This is a genomic window from Pelomicrobium sp. P1 (assembly GCF_052805615.1).
Window position 1 is genome coordinate 47,169 of sequence record NZ_JBRBEM010000016.1, and the last position, 21,645, is coordinate 68,813.

The window sequence follows — 21,645 nt, forward strand, 5'->3', positions numbered from 1 at the left end:
GGGTGACCCCCCAGGGCGAGACCCGCCAGGGTGAACGGGAGGAGCGCTAGCAGCTCCCTGCCGTCGGCGTCCCGGCGGGTGTGGTAGCCGAGAAGCAGGGCGGCGGGGCCAGGTCGAGCGCGCTGCACAAGGCGAGCACGAAGGGCAGCGAAAGGAAGTGGGGCAGGACCGGGACGGTGATGGGGGACGCACCGAAGCCCCTCATGCCGAAGACCACGTAGCCGGCGAAGATCACCAGCATCATCAGCGGGAGGGACTCGAGGGGCACGTGCGTGGGGCGTCTGCGCGCCCCGGGGCGGCGCACGGCGACCAGTATAATGCCCTTTCCCGGTACGGGCCTCTATGCCGCTCCCCGAATCCCTCGACGTCATCCGCGTCCTCGCCGACCAGGCGTTCTCCCGCTCCGCGGGGGCGCCCCTCGTCGCCGGCAACCGCGTGCGCGTGCTCTGCGACGCGACGGAGAACTACCCGGCGTGGGAGGCGGCCATCGAGGCCGCCCGCCGCCAGGTGTGCTTGGAGATGTACATCATCGATGACGACCGCACCGGCCGCCGGTTTGTGGAGCTACTCGCGCGCAAAGCCCGGGAGGGGGTGGCGGTGCGGGTGCTCTACGACTGGTTCGGGTCCCTGCGCGCCGGCTGGAGCCGCCTGTTTCAACCCCTAGTGGAAGCGGGGGGCGAGGCGCGTCCCTGCAATCCACCCCGGCTCACCGCGGCCTTCAGCGTCCTGTCCAGGGATCACCGCAAGCTTCTGGTGACGGACACCGAGGTGGCTTTCGTTTCCGGTCTTTGCATCGGCGACTCGTGGATGGGCGATCCCGCCCGGGGCCGGGAGCCCTGGCGCGACACGGGCGTGGAAATCCGCGGGCCCGCCGTGGCCGACCTCCTCTGGACTTTCGCCGAAGCCTGGGAGGACGCAGGCGGCAGCATCCCCGAGTCCCTCATCCCGGCGCGGGAATCGATTCCGGCCCGGGGCGAGGTGGCCCTGCGGGTGATCGGCGCCACCCCCGCCACCGCCAACCTCTACCGGTTGGATCTCCTGGTGGCGGCCCTCGCCCGCCACAGCCTGTGGCTCACCGACGCCTACTTCATGGCCACTCCCGTGTACCTGGAAGCCCTACGGGAGGCCGCCTCGGACGGGGTCGATGTGCGGCTGCTGGTGCCCCGCTCGAGCGACGTGCCGGTCATCGCCACCCTGTCCCGCACCCAGTACCGCCCGCTGCTGGAAGCGGGCATCCGCGTTTTCGAGTGGGACGGCCCCATGATCCACGCCAAGACCGCGGTGGCCGACGGGCGCTGGGCGCGGGTGGGCTCCACCAACCTGAACCTTTCCAGTTGGTTCGGCAACTGGGAGCTGGACGTGGCCATCGAGGACGCGGGCGTGGCGCAAGAGATGGAAGCGCGCTTCCTGCAGGACCTGCGCCGCTCGACGGAGATCGTCCTCTCGCCCCGGCAGCGGGTGGTGCTGTCCAGTCCCCGCCAGCGGCTCAAGGCCATGCGGGAGCGGGCCCGCTCCAGCGCCCGGGGGGCGGTGCGCTACGCGGCTCACTTGGGGGGCGCGGCGGCCGCGGCGGTGCGCGGGCGCCGTCCCCTGGACGCGGCCGAGGCCCGGGCCCTCGCTGCCATCGGCGCCGTCCTGATGGCCGCATCCTTCCTCGCCTGGCGCTATCCCTATGTCATCGCCGCGCCCGCGGTGGTGGCGCTCTTCTGGGTCGGCCTCACCGCCGCGGCGCGCTCTGTGAACCTGCTCTGGCGCCGCCGCTCCGAGGCCGGGCGCGGCGACGCGGATGGGGTTGCCTCCCGGCGGGCGGGAAACCCGTGAGCCGGTGCCGGGTGGTGCTGGTGGGCGCCGGCCACGCGCACCTGCACGTGGCGCTTAACGCCCAGGCCTTCCGCGCCCGAGGCGCGGAGCTCGTCCTGGTGGATCCCGGCCGGCTGTGGTATTCCGGCATGGCCACCGGCATGCTGGGCGGCCAGTACGAGCCGGACGACGACCAGATCGATCCCTGCCCGGTGATCGAGGCGAACGGCGGCCGGTTCGTGCTGGACCGGGCGGTGGGCCTGGACCGGACAGGCCGGGAGGTGATCCTCGCCTCCGGCGCGCGTCTCGCCTACGATTGCGTGTCCTTCAACGTGGGGAGCGAAGTGGCGGCCGATCCCGCCTGGATGGGTCTCCACGACGTCTGGCCGGTGAAGCCCATCTTGGGGCTGGTGCGGCTCAGGCGGCGGCTGGAGGAGACTTTCCGCGCCCGGCCCTCTCGACTCGTCCGGGTGGCGGTGATCGGCGGCGGCGCCACTGGCGGCGAGGTGACCGCCAACGTGGACGCCCTGGCGCGGCGCCGCGGCGGGCGGGTGCAGATCACCCTGGTGGAGCAGGGCGGGCGCCTCCTCCCGGGCTATCCCGCCGGCGCCGGACGGGTGTTGCTCCGGGCGCTGCAGCGGCGGGGCATCGAGGTACTGTTTCACTTCCGTGCCCGTGCCGTGCGCCAAGGCGAGCTGGAGTCCGAGGACGGCCACATCGCGAAATGGGACGTGCTGGTGGTGGCCACCGGCCTGAAACCCGCCGGTCTGGTTTCCCAGCTCGGGCTTCCGGTGGCGGAAGACGGGGGACTTCAAGTCTCCGCCACCCTTTCCTCGGTCGCCGATGGGCGGGTGTTCGCCGCGGGCGATTGCGCCGCCCTGGAAAACCACCGGCTGCCCAAACTGGGCGTGTACGGCGTGCGCCAGGGCCGCGTGCTGCTGGAAAACCTTCTGGCGCGGGCGGCGGGCGGCGGGCTCCGCCGCTACCGCCCCCAGGCCTTCGCCCTCTCCATCCTCAACCTGGGGGACGGGGAAGCCCTCACCGCCTGGGGTCCCTTTTACTGGAAAGGGCGATGGTGTATGGGCTGGAAGGAGTGGCTGGATCGCCGCTTCGTGGAACGGTACAGGCGTTATGCCCGTTGAGGAGTGGCGGGCTCTTTCTGTCTTTTAAGCCACGCATGGCCCGCGGGACTCAGGCTGTACTGGTCGTCGGCCCCGTCCAGGTAGGACGCGTGGATGAGGCCCGCCACCTCCAGCCGGGTCAAGGCCTCGCCCACGGCCTCCAGGGGCATGGACAGGCGCCGGGCCAGCACCCGGGCGGAAGCGGCCTGCAGGCGGGCGATCTCCACCAGGAGCCGCCGTGGCTCGATCGCCGTTTTTTCGCGGGTGTCGCCGTCGTACATGGGTTCCTGGCGCCCGAGGCGCGGCGATGGGATTTCCCGAAACTGTAGAAAAAACACCTTGGTAATTTTTAGATAGCTCAAAAGCGGGCGGGTTTCAGGGAAGAATCTGTTAACAAGTGTGAAGGCGGAAGCCGAAACGCGCCGTTCCGGTAAGACTTTCCGAGCGGCGGCGGCGAGCCCCGACCGGCGGGCCGCGAGGACGGGCCGCCGCAACGGCGGGTGGGAGTGGTGGGATCGGCTCCCCGCCGGAAAAAAGGGAGGATCGGCATGCCAGGCGGATCGCTGGGATGTCCCCGGGTCGTGGTGCTGGGCGCAGGGCTCACGGGCGTGGGCGTCGCCCTGGAACTGGCCCGCCGCCGCGTAGCGGTGACCCTGGTGGATCAAGACCCGTGGCCCATGAATCGGGCCAGCTTGCGCAACGAGGGCAAGATCCACCTGGGTTTCATTTATGCCGCCGACAAAACCCTGTCCACCGCCCGGCTACAGCTCATGGGGGCGCTGCGCTTTCGCGCCCTGCTTTCCCGCTGGATCGGCAGCCGCGCCGATCGGCTGCGCCGATCTACCCCCTTTGTCTACCTGGTCGCCCGCGATTCCCTGCTGTCGGTAGAGGCGCTGGATCACCACTACGCCGCGGTGCAGTCCCTTTACCGGGAAGGATTGGCCCAGGCGCCCGAGCACGACTACTTGGGCGAGCGGCCCGAGACCCTCTACGCGCCTTGTCCCCTCGACCGGCTCGGGCGGTGGTTCGACGCCGGGCGCTTCGCCGGCGCCTTCCGCACCGAGGAGCGCGCCATCGACACCGGGGAGCTCGCCGCCCTGCTGCGGGAGGCAGTGAAGGCCTCCCCCCGGATTCGCTTCCTACCGCGGCATCGGGTGCTGGCCGTGGGCCGCGCCAACGGGGGCTTGCGGATCGAGGGCGAACATCCCGGCGGCCGGTGGCGTCTGGAGGCCGACCAGGTGGTCAACGCCCTGTGGGAGAACCGGCTGGCCATCGATCGTACCGTGGGGCTTGCGGCGGAACCGGGATGGGTCCACCGGCTCAAGTACCGGGTGATCGCCCGCCTTCCCGGGTCGCTCCACGGCGCACCTTCCGCTACCATGGTCCTGGGCCGATATGGCGACGTGGTGGTGCGCCCCGACGGCACCGCCTATCTCTCCTGGTATCCCCTGGGGCTGCGCGGCTGGAGCCACGCCCTGGCGCCGCCCGCCGACTGGGACGGCCCGTGCCGGGGGGAAGTCTCGGCTGAGGAGCGCGACGCCCTGGCCCGAGGCCTGCTCGCTGCCATCGACGCGTGGTATCCCGGCATCGGGCGATCGGAGCCCCTGCTGGTGGATGCCGGGGCGATCGTCGCCTACGGCGCCACCGACGTGGACGATCCCGCCAGCCGGCTCCACGACCGCTCCCGCATCGGCGTGACCTCGATGGATGGCTACCACAGCGTCGATCCGGGCAAGCTCACCACGGCGCCGTTTTTCGCCAGCCTCGCGGCGGAGCGGATTCTGGGCACCGAGGCGGAGTCATGAGCCGCCCCGGCCCAGGCGCTCCGCCCGTGGTGGCTTGCCTTCCGGCGTGGAACGCCGAGCGCTTCATCGAGCGCACCCTTGCGTCCCTCGCCGCCCAGACGTATCCGAACCTGGAAATCCTCGTCTCGGACGACGCTTCCATCGATCGCACTCCAGAGATCTGCGCCCGTTTCGCCGCGGCCGACCGGCGCTTTCGCCTGCTGCGGCAGCCGCGGCGAAGGGGCTGGATCGGCAACGTCAACCAGCTTCTCGCCGCAGCGGACGGGAAGTACCTGTTCTTCGCCTTTCACGACGATCCGCTGCAACCCGCGTACGTGGCGCGGCTGGTGGATGCCCTGGAGAGCAACCCGCGGGCGGTCCTCGCCTTCTCCGATGTGGAGATCGATCACGGAGGCGCCGAGCGCCCGGTCTGGCGTTACACCGAGCTCGACGGGGTGGCCGAGCGCCTGGAACGGGGCCGGCGCCTGCTGCGCCGGGCAGGGCACTGGTGGATACCCAATCGGGGACTCTTCCGCGCCGAGGCGGCGCGGCGCGTCGGCGGGATGCGGGTCCACCCGGGCGGCGAATTCCAGGCGGACTGGCCCTGGCTCCTTCACTTGGCGCTGCTAGGGGAATTCGTTCGCGTGCCCGAGCCCCTGGTGCGCAAGACCTTCCGCCCGGGGGCGTTGCACCTCACCTGGCGCGGCACGCCGCGCCAGTGGCTGGGCGCGGGCTTGGCCTGCGCCCGCGTGGTGTTGCGCGCGCCCCTCCGGCCCGCCGAGCGTTGGGCGCTGGCGGCGAGCGGCGCGAAATACCTGTGGTGGCACCTGAATCGGCGGCTCGCCCGGCGCCGCTCCCGGAGAATCCCCTGAATCCGCCCACCTGGGCGCGGCGCAGGGAACGCTACCTCGAACCGCGGGGAGGGCGGTTGCGCCACCGTTGCCGCAGGCGCTTCCATGCCGGGCGCAGCCACCGCTCGGCCCGGTCCAGGGCCCGGGCCACCGTGAGGGAGGTGCTGCCCAGCAGGGTGAGGCCCACCAGGGCCACCAGCAGGCCTGGCCCCGGCATCGCCATGAGGAGGAGCCCGACGAAGACCAGCAGGAGACCGGCAAGGGCCACCAACACCCTGCCCCAGCCGTTCACCCTGGGGCGGCTGGAGCGGTGCCACTCCTGGAAGCGGTGGCCTGGCCTGCCCCGGCGCAACGCTTTCAAGCCCTCGATCCACCCCTTCATCGCCGATCCCCGCTGCTCGCCCCGTCAGGATACGGGAGAAGGCCCGGCGGGCAAACCGGAGCGCGGACGCCGGATGGGCTTTCCTCCTCAGAGCCGGGCGAGGACGGCGGTGAAGGCCGATTTCAGCTCTTCGTAGTTCCGGGCGATGGGGAACTGGGGGAATTCCCGGGCCACGTTCTCGGGCGGGCAGTAGAAGATGCCGGCGTCCGCCTCCGCCAGCATGGCGGTGTCGTTGTAGGAATCGCCGGCGGCTACCACCTTGAAGTTCAGGCCGTGGAAGGCCTTGACCGCTTCGCGCTTGGCGTCCTTCTGCCGCAGCCGGTAGTCCACGACGCGCCCGTTGCCGTCCACCGCCAGGCGGTGGCACAGCAGGGTCGGATATCCGAGGGAACGCATGAGGGGCAGGGCGAACTCGTAGTAGGTGTCCGAGAGGATCACCACCTGGCAGCGCTCCCGCAGCCAGTCCAGGAACTCCCGCGCCCCGGGCAACGGCTCCAAGGTGGCGATCACCGCCTGGATGTCGGGCAACCCCAAGTGATGTTGGTGGAGCAGCCGCAGGCGCTGGCGCATGAGCTGGTCGTAATCGGGAATGTCCCGGGTGGTGGCCCGCAGCTCGGGAATACCAGCGCGCTCGGCCAGGCCGACCCAGATTTCGGGGACTAGGACGCCTTCCAGATCGAGGCAAGCGATGTGCACGCAAGCGGCTCCCGGAGCGGAAAAGAGGGCCAGTATAAGCATTCGCGCCCTCCGCTCCAAGGCAAGCTCATTCGATCGCCCGGCAGCCTTCGGCCTCCCCTTGGGCGGCCGGCAGGGCCTCGTGCCGCTCGCAGCTCACCACGTAGCGCAGCGCTCCGCCGGACTCGGGGTTTTGGGAGGGATAGGGGCTCATCAGGGTGAGCACCTGGGCGAACGGATCCAGGTGCAGGGGCACCGCGCGCCGGTCGGCGACGAAATGCTCCTTCACCCGGTAGCGCCTTTCTTCGCCTCCGGGCGTCTCCAGCCGGATCTCGTCTCCCGGCCGCAACGCCTGGAGAAAGCGGAAATGGGCGCCGCCCGAGGCCGAGAGCACGAGATGGGCACGGCCCGCGCCGGGACCGGCGGCGCCCGCGGGGGGGTCCGGCGCCGGGCCGCATGCACCCATGTCCGCCAGCAGCAAGAGCTTGACCCCGAGGCGCGGGACGCTCAGCTTTGCGACGGGCCAGGCATCGGCCCAGGACCAGGGTTTCATGATCCGACCTCCTCGATGCGGGGCGTTCCCGACGTGGCCGTCTGTGGGAGTGGCAGGGTGTGTTCCGCCGCCTGGCGGAAGGGACACCCTGCGAGAGCGCACCCCCATTCGGTGGGCGACGGGCGTGCATGGTCGGCTGCGCCCGGACGCGGCGTGTTCAGAGGGATCCCGGGAACAAGGCGAGGAGCAGCACCAGGGCTCCCAGGACGAAGCTGGCGGCGAGGCCGGCGAGAACGCTCAAGCCCAGGGCGGACAGGGCATCGCGGACGAGCTCCGACCGCGGGAGCCGGCGGGTAGGGTGGAACGGTTGCATGGTACTCATTGTCTTCACCTCATCCATTGGAGCCGGCCGGGACGACCGGCCGCCGGGAGGAGATTCCACCGTGCCGGCGTGGCGGCGCGGGGGAAGCAAAAATGGAATTCCGAGGAGCAATTGGGGCAAAAAAATGGCAGATGGCCCGCCGGGATTCCCCGCGTCCAGCCGCGGCGCTATAGTCCCTGCAGGCTTTTCCAAAGTCATCACCGCCATGAGCCGACGCATCGCCATCGTGGAGGACGAGCCCGCCATCCGGGATAACTACGCGGACGCGCTGCGCCAGCGCCACTACGAAGTGGCCACCTATTCCAACCGGCGCGAGGCGCTGGAGGCGTTCCGGCTGCGGCTGCCCGACATGGCCATCATCGACATTGGGCTGGAGGACGAACCCGACGGCGGCTTCACCCTGTGCCGGGACCTGCGTGCCCTGTCGGCCACGCTGCCCATCATCTTCCTCACCGCCCGCGACAGCGATTTCGATACGGTGGCGGGGCTGCGCCTGGGCGCCGACGACTATCTCACCAAGGACGTGAGCCTGCCCCATCTCCTCGCCCGCATCGCGGCTCTGTTCCGGCGCAGCGACCTGGCGGGAAAGACGGCCGAGGCGGAGGACGTGCTGCGGCGCGGCCGGCTCACCCTGGATCTCAAGCGCATCGTGGCGCGCTGGAATGGGGAGCCGGTGGACCTCACCCTCACCGAGTTCTGGATGGTGCACGCCCTCGCCAAGTTTCCCGGCCACGTGAAGAGCCGGGACCAGTTGATGGCGGAGGCGCGCATGGTGGTGGACGACAGCACCATCACCTCCTACGTGAAGCGCATCCGCAAGAAGTTCGCGGCGCGCGACCCCGCCTTTGACTGCATCGAGACCGTCTACGGCATGGGTTACCGCTGGAACGACCCGCGCGCCGCCGAGTGATCCCTTTCAAGCCTACCCTCTCCATCCGCGCCAAGGTGCTGCTGGTGGCCGCGGTGCTGTTGACCATCCCGTGGCTCGGCTACCGCTACGTGGTGGAGATGGAGAAGTTCCTGCGGGAAGGCCAGGAGCGGACGGTGGCGGGCCTCGCCCGGGCGGTGGCCACCACCCTCCACGACCGGCCGCAGCTTTTCCTGGCGGGGCCGGCGGGCGAGCCGTCGCCTGCCGGGCTCATGGTGGCCAATCTCACCGCGGCGATGCGCTTGGACGGCCAGGCGTCCGACTGGGAACGCCAGGCCGTGACCCTCCATCAGCGCAGCCTGGGGGAGCTTTCCGCCGCGCCGGGAGGGCTCATCTTCTACTCCCTGTCCATGGACCTGCGGGCGGGAAGGTTCGGCCGCCACCTCTATCTTTTCGTGCGCGCCACCGACGACCGGGTGGTGAGACCCGCCGGCCAGGGCGAAGACCCGTGGCGGGCGGATCACCTCCTGCTGGAGATGGGAGGAGTCGGGGGCGAGCCGCGCCGCTGGCGCCTCACGGGCGATCGGGGCGGGCGGCTCCTGGCCGAAGGGGAGCAACCCGGCGGCCGATGGGAGCCCGACCCGGGCGTGGAAGGCGCGTGGCTGTGGGGCGAAACGGGCTATACCGCAGAGCTGCGCCTGCCCTTTGGCCTGGCGAGCGAGCGGGTGCGGCTTTTCGCCGTGGACGTGGACGCGGGCCGCGGCGCCCGGTCCGGAGCGCCGCCGGTGGAAGTGGCGACCCTCGCCTTTTCCGACACGGAGATCGATCTCATCATCAAGGGTCTCGCCCGGGCGAGCTCCCGCATCTGGGTGCTCGACGGAGCGCGCCGCGTTCTGGCCCAGGCCGGCAGCCTCCAGCCGCCTGCGCCGCAGGCCGGCAAGGACGGCGGGAGCGTGGGGGCGCGCCTGCGGGAGCACCTGCTGCGGCCCCTCTATGCCCTCATTCTGCAGCAGCCGGGAGAAACCCATGCCGAAGATTGGCCTGAGGAAGGGCGGCTCGAGGGACCCGAGGTGGAAGCGGCCCTCTCCGGCATCGCCACCACCCGCTGGCGCCGCCTGGCCGACGAGCGCGCCGCGGTGGTCTCGGCGGCTCACCCGGTGTGGAACGAGGACCGGGTCATGGGGGTGGTGCTGGTGGAGGAGAGCACCCAGCCGATCTTGAGCGTGCGCAACGAGGCCTTGGAAGCCCTTTTCGACCTGACGCTCGCCGTTTTCGTCCTGGGGGCGCTCGCCCTCTTCCTCTTCGCCCGCCACGTCTCGGTGCGCATCCGGCGCCTGCGGGACGCGGTGGACCGGGCCATCGATCCCCAGGGACGGGTGCGGAGGGAGATCGAGACCCCCGCTTCTGGGGACGAGATCGGCGACCTCGCCCGCAGCTTCGCCGCGATGCTGGCGCGGTTGCGCCAGTACACCGGATATCTGGAACAGATGGCGAGCCGCCTGTCCCACGAGTTCCGCACCCCCATCGCCGTGGTGCGCTCTTCCCTGGAAAACCTGAAGGGACAACCCCTGCCCGGGGAAGCCCAGGTCTATCTCGATCGGGCCGAGCAGGGACTTGCGCGCCTCTCCACCATTCTCACCCGCATGACCGAGGCGACGCGGCTCGAGCAAGCCCTCGCCCGAGCGGAGCGGGAACCCTTCGATCTCGTCCAAGTGATCTCGGGCTGCGTGGAAGGCTACCGGACCGCCTATCCCGGACGCGAGCTGGTCTTTCACCTGGGGGCCAGCGGACCAATGGGGATGATGGGGGTGCCCGACCTCATCGCCCAGCTTCTCGACAAGCTGGTGGCGAACGCCATGGACTTCGCCCGACCCGGGACGTCCGTCACAGTGCGCCTGGAGCGGGACGGAAACCAGGCCCTGCTGCGGGTGCTGAACGAAGGCCCCCGGCTCCCCGCCGAGATGCAGGGCCGCCTCTTCGAGTCCATGGTATCGCTGCGGCCCGACGGCAAGGAATCCGGCGAGCCCCACCTGGGGCTGGGACTCTACATCGTGCGCCTAATCGCCGAGTTCCACGGAGGCAGCGCCGCGCTGGCGAACCGGGAGGACGTGGACGGAGTAGTGGTCACGGTAAGACTGCCCCTCGTCTGAGGGGGCGGCCCGCGGCTACCGGCGGGGTCTCAAGCCAGCGTACAATCCTCTTTCCTTTCGGAGTTTCCTCCCATGGGCCCTGGGGAGCGCATCCGCCGGCTTGGCTTCAGGCGCTGGTACGAACGCCAGCTCATCGAAAGCCACGCCTACCTCGTGACCTGTTTCCTGTGCATGCTGGTGGTGGCTGCGACGCTGGAAGGCTTCAGTTTCCGGGGGCCGGGGCTGGAGCCTTTCGCCCTGCTCACCCTCGCCTTCGGCGGCGGCGCCTTGAGCCTCTTCTCCTGGGGGCGCTACAAAATCACCATGAACCTGGCCGAGCGGCTGGCGGACCACGCCACCTGCCTCCGCTGTCGCACCTATGGCGCGTTCACCGTCACGGCGTGGGGACCTCACGAGGACTCGGCGTCGAAGGACGATGGAGAGGCCGAAGCGGCGGAGCCCTGGCTCCAGGTGCGCTGCCGCAAGTGCGGCCACGAGTGGACCATCCACTGATGGCCTTCTTTCACAATGGTTTTATGGCCGCGGGTGATCCCCGCCGCGCTCACTTGCCCAGCCAGCCCTTGAGCCGCCCGGCGAAGCGGGCCGAGGAATCCAGGGTGAGATAGCACGTGTCGAGGGGTGCGGCGCCGAGGGTCAAGCGCCGGACGAACAGTTCGTCCCGGCGGAAGCCGGTCGCTTCCACGTTGTCTCCGGGCCGATAGCGGGCGAGGCGCGCTTCCAGATTGGAAGGCGTGACCCGCAGTCCATCCAGGGCGACGAGAGTATCGCCTGCGGCAAGCCCCGCCGCCTGGGCGGGCCCGCCGTCCAGCACGTGGGTGAGCTTCACCTCGTCCCCGTTGCCGGAAGTGCGGGCGCCCAGGGTGACCCGCTCCTGGAGCTTAGCGGCGGGCTTTCCTGCCGGCTTTCCTCCCTTGTCCGTCGCCGACTCCGCGGGGCGCAGCGCCATCTTCACCCCGAAGCGGGCAAGCAGGTTTTTGAGGGGCAGCTCCTCGGTGGAACGCAGCGCCTGGTCGAAGAAGGCGCCAAGCTTCAATCCGGTCACCTCTTCCGCGAGCCGCTCGATCCCGTCTTCGGGCACGGGCACGCCCGTCAGGCCGTGCCTGCGCCACAGCGCCCGCATCACCTCGTCCAGGCTCTTACGGCCGCGGGTGCGGTCGCGGATCAGAAGGTCCAGGCACAGGGCGATGAGGCTTCCCTTGGTGTAGTAGCTCACCACCGCGTTGGGCGTGTTCTCGTCCTGGCGGTAGTACTTGATCCAGGCGTCCCAGCTCGATTCCGTCACCGTTTGCTTGGTGCGGCCAGGGGTGCGCAGGAGCTGGGTGATGGCCTGGCCCAAAAGCTCCAGGTAGTCCTGCCGCGGGATCAGCCCGCAGCGCACGAGGGCGAGATCGTCATAGTAGGAGGTGAAGCCTTCGAACGCCCAGAGCAGCGTGGTGTAGCATTCCCGATCCAGGTCATAAGGGGAAAAGGCGGATGGCCGGATGCGCTTCACGTTCCAGGTGTGGAAGTACTCGTGGCTCGCGAGCCCCAGGAACCGGCGGTAGCCTTCGGTCACCTCCTTGACTCCGGAGCGGGGCAGATCGTTCCGGGCGACGAGCAGCGCCGTCGAGGCGCGATGCTCGAGCCCTCCGTAGCCTTCGCCCACCGCGGTCACCAGGAACAGGTAGCGGTCGAAGGGAGCCGGCTCGCCGAAAAAGCGGATATGATACTCGCATAATCGCTGCAGGTCCCGGGACAGGCGCGGGAGGTCCGCATCGCTCACGCCGGTGAGGGCCACTTCGTGGGGCACGCCGCAGGCGCGGAAGCGCGCCAGCCGGAACTCCCCCATTTCCACGGGATGGTCGATCAGCTCGTCATAGTCCCGGGCGGCGTAGCGGCCGAAGCCGTGGGCCTCGACGCTGTCCCGGGCGAGGGTGGTGGCCACCCGCCAGGCCCGGTAACGGGCGCCCCGGGGCGGCGCGATCTCCACCCGGCAGGGCTGCCTTTCCTTTCCCGGCACCCGCAGGAACACGCACGGGCCGTTGAAGAAACCGTGGGAGGTATCCAGGTGGGCGCCCCGCACCGACAGGTCCCAGGCGTACACCTCCATGGTCACCGTCACCGGGCCGGGCGCGGAGTCGCAGCGCCAGGTATGCTTGTCCACCTTCTCGATGGTGAGAGGTTTCCCGCCACTCGCGGCCCGGATCGTCACCACGTGTTTGGCGAAATCCCGGATCATGTAGCTGCCGGGGATCCACGCCGGCAGGGCGAAGTGCTGGCCCTCCGGATCGGGATCGTTCACCGTGCAGCTCACCTCGAACAGGTGGGCCTCGGGGGACTTGGGAAAGATGCGGTAGGTAATGGGCTGAGCGCGTGTCATGGTGCCGGAGCGGTGGAATGGGTTCGCCGCATTGTAGCGTCGCCGCTTTCGCGAGCCTATCGCGGGAAAGGGAATAAACCCCCGCCCGGCCCTGTTTATACTTGCAGACCCGTTTTCGCGCCGGGTCGAGGCGGCGGGGCCGGGGCCCGTAAGCAGCCGGCCGCCGCCAAGGCGAGGGACCATCGATGAACGAGACGGAGAAAATCGCGGCCCTCATTCCCCGGCTGCGACGCTACGCCCGGGCCTTACTGGGGGATCCCGGCGCGGCCGACGACCTGGTGCAGGACACCCTAGAGCGGGCCTGGCGCAAGGCGGCCCTGTGGCGGCCGGGCACCGACCTGCGGGCGTGGCTGTTCGCCATCATGCACAACCTGTTCGTGAACCAGGTGCGGGCGCGGAGAAGGGACGTGGAGATCCCGCTGGACGAGACCGGGCTGGAGCGCCCTACCGCCGCCGACGCTTCGGCCGGGGTGCAGTTGCTCGATCTCGCTTCCGCCCTGGCCCGGCTGCCCCCCGAGCAGCGGGAGGTGCTGTTGCTGGTGGGATTGGAAGAATTGACCTACCGGGAGGCGGCCCACGTCCTGGGCGTGCCCGTCGGCACGGTCATGTCCCGGCTCGCCCGGGGACGGGAGCGGTTGCGGCGATTGATGAACGGCGAGGGCGGCGCGCCTTCGTTGCGAGTGGTGAAATGAAGAACGACCCTGTCGTCGAAGCGGATTTGCACGCCTATCTGGACGGGGAGCTTCCCCCCGAACGGCGGCCGGAAGTGCAGGCGCACCTGGCGGCCCACGCTGAGGACGCGGCGCGGCTTGCCGCCTACGCCGAGCAGAAACGGGCGCTCCACGCTTCGTACGATGCCGTGATGGACGAGCCTGTGCCGCAGCGGCTGCGGCCGACGGCCGGAGGCCGGCGCGTTCTGGTCTGGCGGGCGGCGGCAGCCGCGGCCTGGATGGTCTTGGGCGGGGCAATCGGCTGGAGCCTGAAGCCCCCGTCCCAGCCTGCTTCCTCGGCGCCGGAGACCCTGGCCCGGCGGGCGGCGGTGGCCCATACCGTCTATACCCCCGAGGTGCGCCATCCCGTGGAGGTGGGGGCGGAGCAGGAGCAACATCTGGTGGCTTGGTTGTCGAAACGACTGGGGGCACCGGTCAAGGCTCCGTCCCTGGCCGCTGAAGGCTATGTCCTGGTGGGCGGCCGGCTCCTCGCTGACGAGGCGGGGCCGGCGGCCCAGTTCATGTACGAAAACGCCCAGGGACAGCGTCTAACCCTGTACGTACGGCGACGGGCGGAGGCCGGGGAGACGGCGTTTCGCTTCGCCCAGGAAGGCGGCGTAGCCATTTTCTACTGGATCGACCGGGAATTCGGCTACGCCCTGTCGGGCAATCTCGCGAAGGAGGAATTGCAGCGGCTCGCCTTCGCAGCCTATCGCCAACTGAGCGAGTAGCGAGCCTGCGCCCCTTGCTTCCGGCGATTGCCGGCGGGCGCCGCGGTCTTTCCTGTAAGGGGGACGGAGGCGGGGGCGACTAAAGCCGCAAAGGGAAGAGAGCGCGATGGTGATCAAGCAGCCGAGCGACGTGTTACCTTCGGAGATCACACCCAAGGAGGCGTATCTCCGGCGCCGGGAATTCCTCAAGGCCGCGCTCGCCCTGGGCTTGGGCGCAGGGCTGGCGGCGCGGGCCGCGGAAAGTGGCAGCGCGCGGCTTCCCGAGGTGCGCAAATCCCCCATGAGCACGCCGGAGCCGCCCACCTCCTACAAGGACATCACCCGCTATAACAACTTCTACGAATTCGGCACGGACAAGGGCGACCCCGCCGAGCGGGCCCATCTGCTCAAGACCCGCCCCTGGACGGTGGCGGTGGAAGGACTGGTGCGCCGCCCTCGGGTGTACGACATCGACGAGCTGCTCAAGCTCGCGCCGCTGGAGGAGCGCATCTACCGGCTGCGCTGCGTGGAGGCCTGGTCCATGGTGGTGCCCTGGGTCGGCTATTCCCTGTCCGAGCTCATCCGGCAGGTGGAGCCTCTAGGCAGCGCCAAGTACGTCGAATTCACCACGCTGCTGCGACCCGCGGAGATGCCCGGCCAGCGCCTGCCCATCCTCGCCTGGCCCTACGTGGAGGGGCTGCGCCTGGACGAGGCGCTCCATCCCCTCACCCTCTTGTGCGTGGGCCTGTACGGCGAGGTGCTGCCCAACCAGAACGGGGCGCCGGTGCGTATCGTAGTGCCCTGGAAGTATGGCTTCAAGAGCGGGAAATCCATCGTGAAGATTCGCTTTACCGAGTTCCAACCCAGGACCTCGTGGAACCTGGCGGCACCCCACGAATATGGATTCTACGCCAACGTCAATCCCACAGTGGATCATCCGCGCTGGAGCCAGGCCAAGGAGCGGCGCATCGGCGAGGGATTTTTCGCCCCCAAGCGGGACACCCTCATGTTCAACGGCTATGCCGAGCAGGTGGCCCATCTCTACGCCGGCATGGACCTGAAAAAACACTTCTGAGCCGCCGGCGCCATGGCAGCCACCCTAGCTCAGCCTTCCCTCGAGCGCATACGCGACTTCAAGCGCTTGCTGTTCTTGCTGGGCCTCGCGCCCCTCGCGCGCCTCGTCTGGCTGGGGTTCGACGACGGCCTGGGGGCCAATCCGGTGGAATTCATCACCCGCTCCACGGGTTTCTGGACCCTCGCCTTCCTCACCCTCACCCTGGCGGTGACCCCGCTGCGGCGCCTCCTCGGGTGGCCGTGGCTGCTGCGGCTGCGGCGCATGCTGGGCCTGTACGCCTTCTTCTACGCCTGCCTGCATTTCTCCACCTACCTGGTCCTGGACCAGTTTTTCGATCTGGCGGCCATCGTGCAGGACGTGGCGAAGCGCCCCTACGTCACCGTGGGCTTCACCTGTTTCCTGCTCCTGATCCCCCTGGCGGCCACCTCCACCGACCGCATGATCCGGCGTCTCGGCGCCCGCCGCTGGCAGCGGCTACACCGGCTGGTCTATGTCATCGGCATCGGCGGAGTGATCCACTTCTGGTGGCTGGTCAAGGCGGACGTGACCCGGCCCGCGCTCTTCGCCGCCGCGCTCGCCCTCCTGTTGGGCAGCCGCGTGGTGCACGCCTTCCGCAGCCGCGCCCTTTCCCTGTGGCGCGTGGGGCGGGCCGGCGTCGAGGCGGAATGAAAAGAAGGCAAGGATAGAAACGACCCGGCGGCCGGGCGCGGGACAAGGCTCGCAAGGGCCGCCGGGAGACGGCCGTCAGGCGCCGAGCGCGCCGGTGGCGGCCACGCGCTTGCGCGCCGGGCTTTTTCTGGCGGGTTTCCTGGCGCTCGATTTCCCCGCGGGCTTTTTCCTGGCCGCCGCCGATTTTCTGGCGGGCGCTTTTTTCCTGGTGGCCGGCCGCTGCGGGTTCTTGCGGATCTTTTTCGCCGCCGGTTTCTTCACCGTCTTGCGGGCTGCGGGATTGGCGGCTTTTCTGGCGGGCTTCTTGCGCGCGCTCTTCCTGGGCGCCGCTTTCTTGGGCGTCGCCTTGCGCACGCTCTTTCTGGCGGATGCCTTGCGCGCAGCAGGCTTGGTCGCGAGCTTCTTCTTTGCAGCGCTCTTCTTCGCCGCTGGTTTCTTTCTGCTTACTGCCATCTCCATGCTCCTTTCTTCGGTCCAGGCTCCAAGTTGGATGGATGCTGCGGCGCTGCGCCGCACTTCCGAGCCCGCTGCGCCGCTTCCGCTGGCGTCCAATGACGCTCAATGATGGACGAAAACGATCGACGCTCCGGCTCGGTAAGTCGATTCTATGGTCTCGGGCAGCGACGCACAACAGCGAGCTTCGAGACAAGCGTCTTGAGGCGCGCCGCGGCGTTGCATTTTTCCCACACTTGGCGGATCAATCCGGCAGGCGTCTTTCCAGGGCGATCAACTGCTCGACGGTTTCGCGGCTGCGGATCAGGTGTACCCGGTCGCGGTCCGCCATCACCTCCGCCGCGCGCGGGCGCGTGTTGTAGTTGGAGCTCATGCTCATGCCGTACGCGCCGGCGGAGCCGATCGCCAGGAGGTCGCCCTCCGCCAGGGCAAGCTCGCGATCGCGGGCGAGAAAATCGCCGCTCTCGCACACCGGTCCGACCACGTCGTAGACGGCGCTCGCCCGCGCGGCCTCCTGCACGACCGGCAGGACCTCGTGATAGGCGTCGTAGAGGGAAGGGCGCATGAGATCGTTCATGGCTGCGTCCACCACCGCGAAGTTCTTCGTTTCCCCGTGCTTTAAGTATTCGACCCGCGTCACCAGCACGCCGGCGTTGCCCGCCAGGGCGCGGCCAGGCTCGACGATGAGCCGCTCCCGGCGCCCGCGCAGCAATCCGACGAGGGCGCGGCCGTACGCCTCGATCGACGGCGGCCGCTCGTCGCGATAGCGGATGCCGAGGCCGCCGCCCAGGTCGACGTGGGCGAGGGGCATGCCTTCCGCGGCGAGACGGTCGGCGAGCTCGAGGACTCTGCGCGCCGCCTCGACGAAGGGATCCAGCTCGGTGAGCTGGGAGCCGATGTGGCAGCCGATGCCCGCCACCGCGAGATGGGGCAGGCGCCGCGCCTCCCGGTACAGAGGCAGGGCTTCGGCGAAGGGGACGCCGAACTTGTTCTCCTTGAGCCCGGTAGCGATGTACGGATGGGTCTTCGGATCCACGTCCGGGTTCACCCGCAGGCTCACGCTCGCCCGCGCGGAGAGCGCCGCCGCGACCCGGTTGAGGCGCTGCAGCTCGCTTTCCGATTCCACGTTGAAGCACAGCACCCCGGCGGCGAGCGCCTCCCGCATCTCCGCCTCGGTCTTGCCCACGCCGGAAAACACCACCCGGCGCGCGTCGCCGCCCGCCGCCAGCACACGCTTGAGCTCCCCGCCGGAGACGATGTCGAAGCCGCTGCCCAGGCGCGCCAGGAGATCCAGGATGGCCAGGTTGGAATTGGCCTTGACCGCGTAGCACACCAGGTGGGGATGCCCCGCCAGGGCCTGGTCGAAAGCGCGATAGGCTTCGGTAAAGGCGGCGCGGGAATAAACGAAGCACGGGGTGCCGAAACGGGCCGCGATTTCGGTGAGCGGCATGTCTTCGGCGTGCAGCACGCCGTCGCGGTAATGAAAGGCGCTCATTCTTGTCTAGGGGCCGCGTCCCGGGAAGCAGGCGCGCTCTTCTCTTCTGGCAGGTAGAGCGGACCCTTGAAGCCGCAACCGTTCAGGAACGCGAGAAGGAGGAAGAGGGGCAGCAGGGCGCGCATGGCTGGACCGCGGATCATGGCGGCAATGATAGCCGAGATCGAAAGCGGTAAGGGACCGACCGCCCCCAGGAGCTGGGCGACTGGGGATGGGTCCGCAGCCTGCCTCTGCCGGGCCACGTCAGCGCTCCTCCGGCGCGGCGTCGATGCGCTGCATTTCCGCCTCGATCCACTCTTCCGCCCGGCGCAGCACCTCCTCGGGTTTGAGTCCCCGGGGGTCGATGGGCTCGCCGATGCTCACGGTCACCAGCCCGGGACGCTTGAGAAACGCGCGCCGGCCCCACAGGCGCCCCGCGTTCACCGCCACCGGGACCACCGGCGCGCCGGCGTGCACGGCGAGCCACGCGCCGCCCACCTGGTAGCGGCCCCGCTCGCCCGGATCGACCCGCCTTCCCTCCGGATAGACGATCACCCAGAAGCCGGCGGCCAGCCGCTCCATGCCCTGGCGCAGCAACTGCTTGAGCGACGTGCGCGGCGAAGCGCGGTCCACGACGATGGGGGAAAGCATGGCCAGCCCCCAGCCGAAGAACGGGATGTAGAGCAGGCTTTTCTTCACCACGATCACCTGGGGCGGGAAGATCTCCTGGAAGGCCAGGGTTTCCCACGCCGACTGGTGCTTGGAGAGCACTACCGACGGCCGCGCCGGCAAGCGCTCCCGCCCCAGCACCCGGTAGCGGATGCCGCAAATCACCCGGGCGAGGAAGATGGTGATCCGCGACCACCGGGTGATGATGCGGTAGCGGGTGAAGGCGCCGAAGGGAAACGTTGCGAGGGCGATGAGGGAGAAGACGGGGGTGGTGATGGCGAGCGCTGCGGCGAAGAGGGCCGAGCGCAGCCAGATCATGGGGCGACGCTGGCCGGCTGTGTGTCCCGCCCCGTCATCAGGACGAAACCAAGGCATCCACTGCCGCCGCGAGATCGGAGAACACGGCGGTGCGGGGCGGCAGGTTTCCTTCCAGGCGGGTGCGTTCGCCTTTGCCGGTGAGCACCAGGAGCGGCAAGGCGCCCACGGCCGCGGCCGCTTCCAGGTCCCGCAGGGAATCGCCGATGGCCGGCACCCCCTCCAGGGACACGTTGTAGCGCTGGGCGATCTCCTGCAGCATGCCCGGAGCGGGCTTGCGGCAGGGGCAGCGGGCCTCGGCGGTGTGGGGGCAGAAGAAGAGCGCATCGATGTGGCCGCCGGCCGCGGCCAGCGCCCGGTGCATCTTTTCGTGTACCGCGTTGAGGGTGGTCATGTCCAGGAGCCCCCGCCCGATGCCCGACTGGTTGGTCGCCACCACGACTCGGTAACCCGCCCGGTTCAGCCGGGCGATGGCCTCTAGGCTGCCGGGAATGGGCCGCCATTCCTCGGGCGACTTGATGAAGTTGACGCTGTCGTAGTTGATGACGCCGTCGCGGTCCAGGATGACCAGTTTGGTGGTGGCGGGCAAGGCCTGCGCTCCTCGATGGCGGAAGTATTTTAAACCGGTTGTGTCACGCGGCGAGCTTGGAGATGTCCGCCACCTGGTTCATCACCCCTGCCAGTTGCCGCAACAGGGCGAGGCGGTTCGAGCGGATGGACGGCTCCTCGGCCATCACTAGCACCTGGTCGAAGAAGGTGTCCACTTGGGGCTTGATCCCCGCCAGCGCCGCCAGGGCCTGGGTGTAGTCCCCCCGCTGCATGAGGGCCTCCACCCGGGGCGCCAGCTCCCGGGTGGCTAGGTAGAGCTGTTTCTCCGCGGGCTCCCGCAGAAGGGAGGCCTCCGGCGCCCAATCCTCGGCGTCCGCCTTCTTGAGGATGTTCTGGATGCGCTTGTTGGCCGTGGCCAGGCTCTCCGCTTCCGGCAGGCGGCGGAACGCCCGCACCGCTTGGATACGGGGCATCACCCGGTCGATGCGGCTCGGCCGCTGGCTCACCACCGCCTCCACCTCATCGGCCTCGTAGCCCTGGCCCCGCAGGTAGTGCCGCAGGCGCTCCAGCATGAACTCGAACACCTCCGCCTCCACGCCGGCTGCGATGATGCCTGGAGCGAAGGCCTCGCGGGCGTCGGCGAGGAGCGCCCGCAGATCGATGGGCAGGTTGCGCTCGATCAGGAGACGCAGCACCCCCAGGGCGTGGCGCCGCAGGGCGTAGGGGTCCTTGTCCCCGCTGGGGGCGAGGCCGATGCCGAAGATGCCGATGAGCGCATCCAGCTTGTCGGCTAGGGCCACGGCGATGGCCACGGGATCCTCGGGCAGGGTGTCGTTGGCGAAGCGCGGGTGGTAGTGGGCCTCGATCGCCCGGGCCACCGCCTCGGGCTCGCCGTCGTGGCGGGCGTAGTGCATGCCCATGACGCCCTGCAGCTCGGGGAACTCTCCCACCATGTCGGTCAACAGATCGGCCTTGGAGAGGTAGGCGGCCCGTTCCGCGAGGCTTCGATCCGCCCGCAGCGCTTCTGCGATCTTTCCGGCGAGCTTCTGGATGCGCAGCACCCGCTCGAGCTGGCTGCCCAGGCGGTTGTGGTACACCACCTCCGCGAGCCGCGGCACCCGCGCCTCCAGCCGTATTCTGCGGTCCTGGTCGTAGAAAAACTTGGCGTCGGCGAGCCGGGCCCGCAGCACCCGCTCGTTGCCGTGAATGATTTCCCGGGGGTCGTCCACCCGCAGGTTGGAGACGATGAGGAAGCGGGGCTGCAGTCTCCCCGTCCCCGGGTCGAGCAGCGGGAAGTACTTTTGGTGCTGCTTCATGGACAGGATCAGGCATTCCTGGGGCACGGCGAGGAAGGCCGGATCGAAGCTTCCCGCGTAGACCGCGGGATACTCCACCAGGGCGGTGACCTCGTCGAGCAGGGCCTCGTCCATGTCCGGCCTGAGCGGACCCGCCGCCTCCATGAGCAAGGCCTCGATGCGGCCTCTGCGCTCGTCGAAGGAGGCGATGACGCAGCCCCGGGCGGCGAGCCGCTCGGCGTAGGCCTCGGCGTGGGGAATCTCCAGCCGGCCTTCGCCCAGGAACCGGTGGCCGCGGGTGGCGCGCCCGCTCGCCACCCCCAGGACCGTGCCCTGGATAGCCTGCTCGCCGTGGAGCAGGATGACCCCGTGCACCGGACGCACGAACTCTTCCTCGCCCGCGCCCCAGCGCATCATCTTCGGCACCGGCAGCCGGGCGGCCGTCTCCTCCACCGCGGTAGCCAGCACCGCGGCGAGCGTGCTGCCGCTTTCGCTCTTGCGGCAGACGAAGTGCTCGCCCTTGGCGTCCGTGGCGCGGGCGAGCGCCTCCGGCTCGACCCCGTGCTTGCGGCAGAACCCCAGGAGGGCCTGGGTGGGCCGGCCCGTGGAGTCCAGGGCGGTGGCGACATAAGGGCCCTTCACCTCTACCGCCTTGTCGGGTGCCTTCTCCCGCACCCGGGAGATCGCCACCGCCAGCCGGCGCGGCGTGGCGTAGCCGATGGCCCGGCTGTCGGGCTCCAGCAGATCCAGCTCCCCGAGCCGCCGGGCGAGCCCCTCGGTGAAGGCCTCCCCCAGCGCCCGCAGTGCCTTCGGCGGCAGCTCCTCGGTGAGGATCTCGACCAGCAGGGTCTCGGTCATGGC

General features: G+C 69.5%; 24 protein-coding genes. 11 read left to right on the top strand and 13 right to left on the bottom strand.

Features of this window, described 5'->3' with window-relative positions; genetic code table 11:
• Window positions 1-46: 46 nt before the first annotated feature.
• Window positions 47-268 carry a hypothetical protein gene (locus tag ACUVYZ_RS14645; protein WP_439935182.1) on the bottom strand — a complete coding sequence of 74 codons (222 nt, stop codon included), beginning with the start codon at window positions 266-268 and terminating at the stop codon, window positions 47-49.
• 74 nt (window positions 269-342) lie between these two features.
• On the opposite strand from ACUVYZ_RS14645, the gene ACUVYZ_RS14650 reads away from it, so the two are divergent.
• Complete coding sequence (locus tag ACUVYZ_RS14650; RefSeq protein WP_439935183.1) at window positions 343-1,821, top strand: phospholipase D-like domain-containing protein; 1,479 nt, start codon at window positions 343-345, stop codon at window positions 1,819-1,821.
• Window positions 1,818-2,942, top strand: coding sequence for an FAD-dependent oxidoreductase (locus tag ACUVYZ_RS14655; protein ID WP_439935184.1), 1,125 nt, complete (start codon window positions 1,818-1,820; stop codon window positions 2,940-2,942). The genes ACUVYZ_RS14650 and ACUVYZ_RS14655 overlap by 4 nt, the downstream gene beginning before the upstream one ends.
• On the opposite strand, the gene ACUVYZ_RS14660 is transcribed toward ACUVYZ_RS14655, so the two are convergent.
• Window positions 2,930-3,202, bottom strand: a complete 273-nt coding sequence (locus tag ACUVYZ_RS14660; RefSeq protein WP_439935185.1) for a hypothetical protein — start codon at window positions 3,200-3,202, stop codon at window positions 2,930-2,932. The genes ACUVYZ_RS14655 and ACUVYZ_RS14660 overlap by 13 nt on opposite strands.
• Before the next feature lie 267 nt (window positions 3,203-3,469).
• On the opposite strand from ACUVYZ_RS14660, the gene ACUVYZ_RS14665 reads away from it, so the two are divergent.
• Window positions 3,470-4,726 carry an FAD-dependent oxidoreductase gene (locus ACUVYZ_RS14665; protein ID WP_439935186.1) on the top strand — a complete coding sequence of 419 codons (1,257 nt, stop codon included), beginning with the start codon at window positions 3,470-3,472 and terminating at the stop codon, window positions 4,724-4,726.
• Entirely contained in the window at window positions 4,723-5,577 is an 855-nt protein-coding gene (locus ACUVYZ_RS14670) for a glycosyltransferase family 2 protein (RefSeq protein WP_439935187.1), read from the top strand. Before ACUVYZ_RS14665 ends, ACUVYZ_RS14670 begins: the two co-directional genes overlap by 4 nt.
• A 31-nt stretch (window positions 5,578-5,608) precedes the next feature.
• Here ACUVYZ_RS14670 and ACUVYZ_RS14675 read toward each other — a convergent pair whose 3' ends face one another.
• The 4 genes from ACUVYZ_RS14675 to ACUVYZ_RS14690 form a co-directional block, all read right to left on the bottom strand.
• Window positions 5,609-5,938, bottom strand: a complete 330-nt coding sequence (locus ACUVYZ_RS14675) for a PGPGW domain-containing protein (RefSeq protein ID WP_439935188.1) — start codon at window positions 5,936-5,938, stop codon at window positions 5,609-5,611.
• Between the two features lie 87 nt (window positions 5,939-6,025).
• The gene (gene thrH, locus ACUVYZ_RS14680) at window positions 6,026-6,634 is read right to left on the bottom strand and encodes a bifunctional phosphoserine phosphatase/homoserine phosphotransferase ThrH (RefSeq protein WP_439935189.1); all 609 of its coding nucleotides are present in this window, start codon (window positions 6,632-6,634) and stop codon (window positions 6,026-6,028) included.
• A 67-nt stretch (window positions 6,635-6,701) separates the two neighbouring features.
• Window positions 6,702-7,166 carry a sortase domain-containing protein gene (locus ACUVYZ_RS14685; RefSeq protein ID WP_439935190.1) on the bottom strand — a complete coding sequence of 155 codons (465 nt, stop codon included), beginning with the start codon at window positions 7,164-7,166 and terminating at the stop codon, window positions 6,702-6,704.
• Between the two features lie 157 nt (window positions 7,167-7,323).
• Complete coding sequence (locus tag ACUVYZ_RS14690; protein WP_439935191.1) at window positions 7,324-7,488, bottom strand: hypothetical protein; 165 nt, start codon at window positions 7,486-7,488, stop codon at window positions 7,324-7,326.
• A 205-nt stretch (window positions 7,489-7,693) separates the two neighbouring features.
• Between ACUVYZ_RS14690 and pdsR the strand changes: the two genes are divergently transcribed.
• The 3 genes from pdsR to ACUVYZ_RS14705 all read left to right on the top strand — a co-directional run bounded on the left by pdsR (window position 7,694) and on the right by ACUVYZ_RS14705 (window position 10,998).
• Window positions 7,694-8,398 carry a proteobacterial dedicated sortase system response regulator gene (gene pdsR / locus ACUVYZ_RS14695; protein WP_439935192.1) on the top strand — a complete coding sequence of 235 codons (705 nt, stop codon included), beginning with the start codon at window positions 7,694-7,696 and terminating at the stop codon, window positions 8,396-8,398.
• Entirely contained in the window at window positions 8,395-10,506 is a 2,112-nt protein-coding gene (gene pdsS, locus ACUVYZ_RS14700; RefSeq protein ID WP_439935193.1) for a proteobacterial dedicated sortase system histidine kinase, read from the top strand. Before pdsR ends, pdsS begins: the two co-directional genes overlap by 4 nt.
• Before the next feature lie 72 nt (window positions 10,507-10,578).
• A complete protein-coding gene (locus tag ACUVYZ_RS14705; RefSeq protein ID WP_439935194.1) occupies window positions 10,579-10,998 on the top strand; it encodes a hypothetical protein in 420 nt (139 codons plus the stop codon).
• 49 nt (window positions 10,999-11,047) lie between these two features.
• Here ACUVYZ_RS14705 and ACUVYZ_RS14710 read toward each other — a convergent pair whose 3' ends face one another.
• Window positions 11,048-12,865 (bottom strand): M61 family metallopeptidase, encoded by a 1,818-nt coding sequence (locus ACUVYZ_RS14710; protein ID WP_439935195.1) that lies wholly within the window; start codon window positions 12,863-12,865, stop codon window positions 11,048-11,050.
• 185 nt (window positions 12,866-13,050) lie between these two features.
• Here ACUVYZ_RS14710 and ACUVYZ_RS14715 point away from each other — a divergent pair, with 185 nt between their 5' ends.
• The 4 genes from ACUVYZ_RS14715 to ACUVYZ_RS14730 all read left to right on the top strand — a co-directional run bounded on the left by ACUVYZ_RS14715 (window position 13,051) and on the right by ACUVYZ_RS14730 (window position 16,029).
• On the top strand, window positions 13,051-13,557 hold the full coding sequence (locus ACUVYZ_RS14715) for an RNA polymerase sigma factor (RefSeq protein ID WP_439935196.1): 507 nt from the start codon (window positions 13,051-13,053) through the stop codon (window positions 13,555-13,557).
• On the top strand, window positions 13,554-14,306 hold the full coding sequence (locus ACUVYZ_RS14720; protein ID WP_439935197.1) for an anti-sigma factor family protein: 753 nt from the start codon (window positions 13,554-13,556) through the stop codon (window positions 14,304-14,306). The genes ACUVYZ_RS14715 and ACUVYZ_RS14720 overlap by 4 nt, the downstream gene beginning before the upstream one ends.
• Window positions 14,307-14,412: 106 nt before the next feature.
• Window positions 14,413-15,360 (top strand): protein-methionine-sulfoxide reductase catalytic subunit MsrP, encoded by a 948-nt coding sequence (msrP, locus tag ACUVYZ_RS14725; protein WP_439935198.1) that lies wholly within the window; start codon window positions 14,413-14,415, stop codon window positions 15,358-15,360.
• A 12-nt stretch (window positions 15,361-15,372) separates the two neighbouring features.
• On the top strand, window positions 15,373-16,029 hold the full coding sequence (locus ACUVYZ_RS14730) for a sulfite oxidase heme-binding subunit YedZ (protein ID WP_439935199.1): 657 nt from the start codon (window positions 15,373-15,375) through the stop codon (window positions 16,027-16,029).
• A gap of 75 nt (window positions 16,030-16,104) precedes the next feature.
• On the opposite strand, the gene ACUVYZ_RS14735 is transcribed toward ACUVYZ_RS14730, so the two are convergent.
• The 6 genes from ACUVYZ_RS14735 to glyS all read right to left on the bottom strand — a co-directional run bounded on the left by ACUVYZ_RS14735 (window position 16,105) and on the right by glyS (window position 21,642).
• Complete coding sequence (locus tag ACUVYZ_RS14735; RefSeq protein WP_446033080.1) at window positions 16,105-16,488, bottom strand: histone; 384 nt, start codon at window positions 16,486-16,488, stop codon at window positions 16,105-16,107.
• Between the two features lie 238 nt (window positions 16,489-16,726).
• A complete protein-coding gene (gene lysA / locus ACUVYZ_RS14740) occupies window positions 16,727-17,977 on the bottom strand; it encodes a diaminopimelate decarboxylase (RefSeq protein WP_439935201.1) in 1,251 nt (416 codons plus the stop codon).
• Complete coding sequence (gene lptM, locus ACUVYZ_RS14745; protein ID WP_446033081.1) at window positions 17,974-18,120, bottom strand: LPS translocon maturation chaperone LptM; 147 nt, start codon at window positions 18,118-18,120, stop codon at window positions 17,974-17,976. Before lptM ends, lysA begins: the two co-directional genes overlap by 4 nt.
• Before the next feature lie 100 nt (window positions 18,121-18,220).
• A complete protein-coding gene (locus ACUVYZ_RS14750) occupies window positions 18,221-18,943 on the bottom strand; it encodes a lysophospholipid acyltransferase family protein (protein WP_439935203.1) in 723 nt (240 codons plus the stop codon).
• Between the two features lie 37 nt (window positions 18,944-18,980).
• Window positions 18,981-19,529: a D-glycero-beta-D-manno-heptose 1,7-bisphosphate 7-phosphatase gene (gene gmhB, locus ACUVYZ_RS14755; protein ID WP_439935204.1), complete on the bottom strand. Its 549-nt coding sequence runs from the start codon at window positions 19,527-19,529 to the stop codon at window positions 18,981-18,983.
• A gap of 43 nt (window positions 19,530-19,572) precedes the next feature.
• Entirely contained in the window at window positions 19,573-21,642 is a 2,070-nt protein-coding gene (gene glyS, locus ACUVYZ_RS14760) for a glycine--tRNA ligase subunit beta (protein WP_439935205.1), read from the bottom strand.
• Window positions 21,643-21,645: the final 3 nt, after the last annotated feature.

Excerpts from the sequence above, each read along its gene's own strand:
- ACUVYZ_RS14650 (WP_439935183.1), top strand. The coding sequence starts at position 343 with ATGCCGCTCCCCGAATCCCTCGACGTCATCCGCGTCCTCGCCGACCAG.
- ACUVYZ_RS14660 (WP_439935185.1), bottom strand. The coding sequence starts at position 3,202 with ATGTACGACGGCGACACCCGCGAAAAAACGGCGATCGAGCCACGGCGG.
- ACUVYZ_RS14665 (WP_439935186.1), top strand. The coding sequence starts at position 3,470 with ATGCCAGGCGGATCGCTGGGATGTCCCCGGGTCGTGGTGCTGGGCGCA.
- ACUVYZ_RS14670 (WP_439935187.1), top strand. The coding sequence starts at position 4,723 with ATGAGCCGCCCCGGCCCAGGCGCTCCGCCCGTGGTGGCTTGCCTTCCG.
- ACUVYZ_RS14675 (WP_439935188.1), bottom strand. The coding sequence starts at position 5,938 with ATGAAGGGGTGGATCGAGGGCTTGAAAGCGTTGCGCCGGGGCAGGCCA.
- ACUVYZ_RS14685 (WP_439935190.1), bottom strand. The coding sequence starts at position 7,166 with ATGAAACCCTGGTCCTGGGCCGATGCCTGGCCCGTCGCAAAGCTGAGC.
- ACUVYZ_RS14690 (WP_439935191.1), bottom strand. The coding sequence starts at position 7,488 with ATGAGTACCATGCAACCGTTCCACCCTACCCGCCGGCTCCCGCGGTCG.
- pdsR (WP_439935192.1), top strand. The coding sequence starts at position 7,694 with ATGAGCCGACGCATCGCCATCGTGGAGGACGAGCCCGCCATCCGGGAT.
- ACUVYZ_RS14705 (WP_439935194.1), top strand. The coding sequence starts at position 10,579 with ATGGGCCCTGGGGAGCGCATCCGCCGGCTTGGCTTCAGGCGCTGGTAC.
- ACUVYZ_RS14710 (WP_439935195.1), bottom strand. The coding sequence starts at position 12,865 with ATGACACGCGCTCAGCCCATTACCTACCGCATCTTTCCCAAGTCCCCC.
- ACUVYZ_RS14715 (WP_439935196.1), top strand. The coding sequence starts at position 13,051 with ATGAACGAGACGGAGAAAATCGCGGCCCTCATTCCCCGGCTGCGACGC.
- ACUVYZ_RS14720 (WP_439935197.1), top strand. The coding sequence starts at position 13,554 with ATGAAGAACGACCCTGTCGTCGAAGCGGATTTGCACGCCTATCTGGAC.
- msrP (WP_439935198.1), top strand. The coding sequence starts at position 14,413 with ATGGTGATCAAGCAGCCGAGCGACGTGTTACCTTCGGAGATCACACCC.
- ACUVYZ_RS14730 (WP_439935199.1), top strand. The coding sequence starts at position 15,373 with ATGGCAGCCACCCTAGCTCAGCCTTCCCTCGAGCGCATACGCGACTTC.
- ACUVYZ_RS14735 (WP_446033080.1), bottom strand. The coding sequence starts at position 16,488 with ATGGAGATGGCAGTAAGCAGAAAGAAACCAGCGGCGAAGAAGAGCGCT.
- lysA (WP_439935201.1), bottom strand. The coding sequence starts at position 17,977 with ATGAGCGCCTTTCATTACCGCGACGGCGTGCTGCACGCCGAAGACATG.
- lptM (WP_446033081.1), bottom strand. The coding sequence starts at position 18,120 with ATGATCCGCGGTCCAGCCATGCGCGCCCTGCTGCCCCTCTTCCTCCTT.
- ACUVYZ_RS14750 (WP_439935203.1), bottom strand. The coding sequence starts at position 18,943 with ATGATCTGGCTGCGCTCGGCCCTCTTCGCCGCAGCGCTCGCCATCACC.
- glyS (WP_439935205.1), bottom strand. The coding sequence starts at position 21,642 with ATGACCGAGACCCTGCTGGTCGAGATCCTCACCGAGGAGCTGCCGCCG.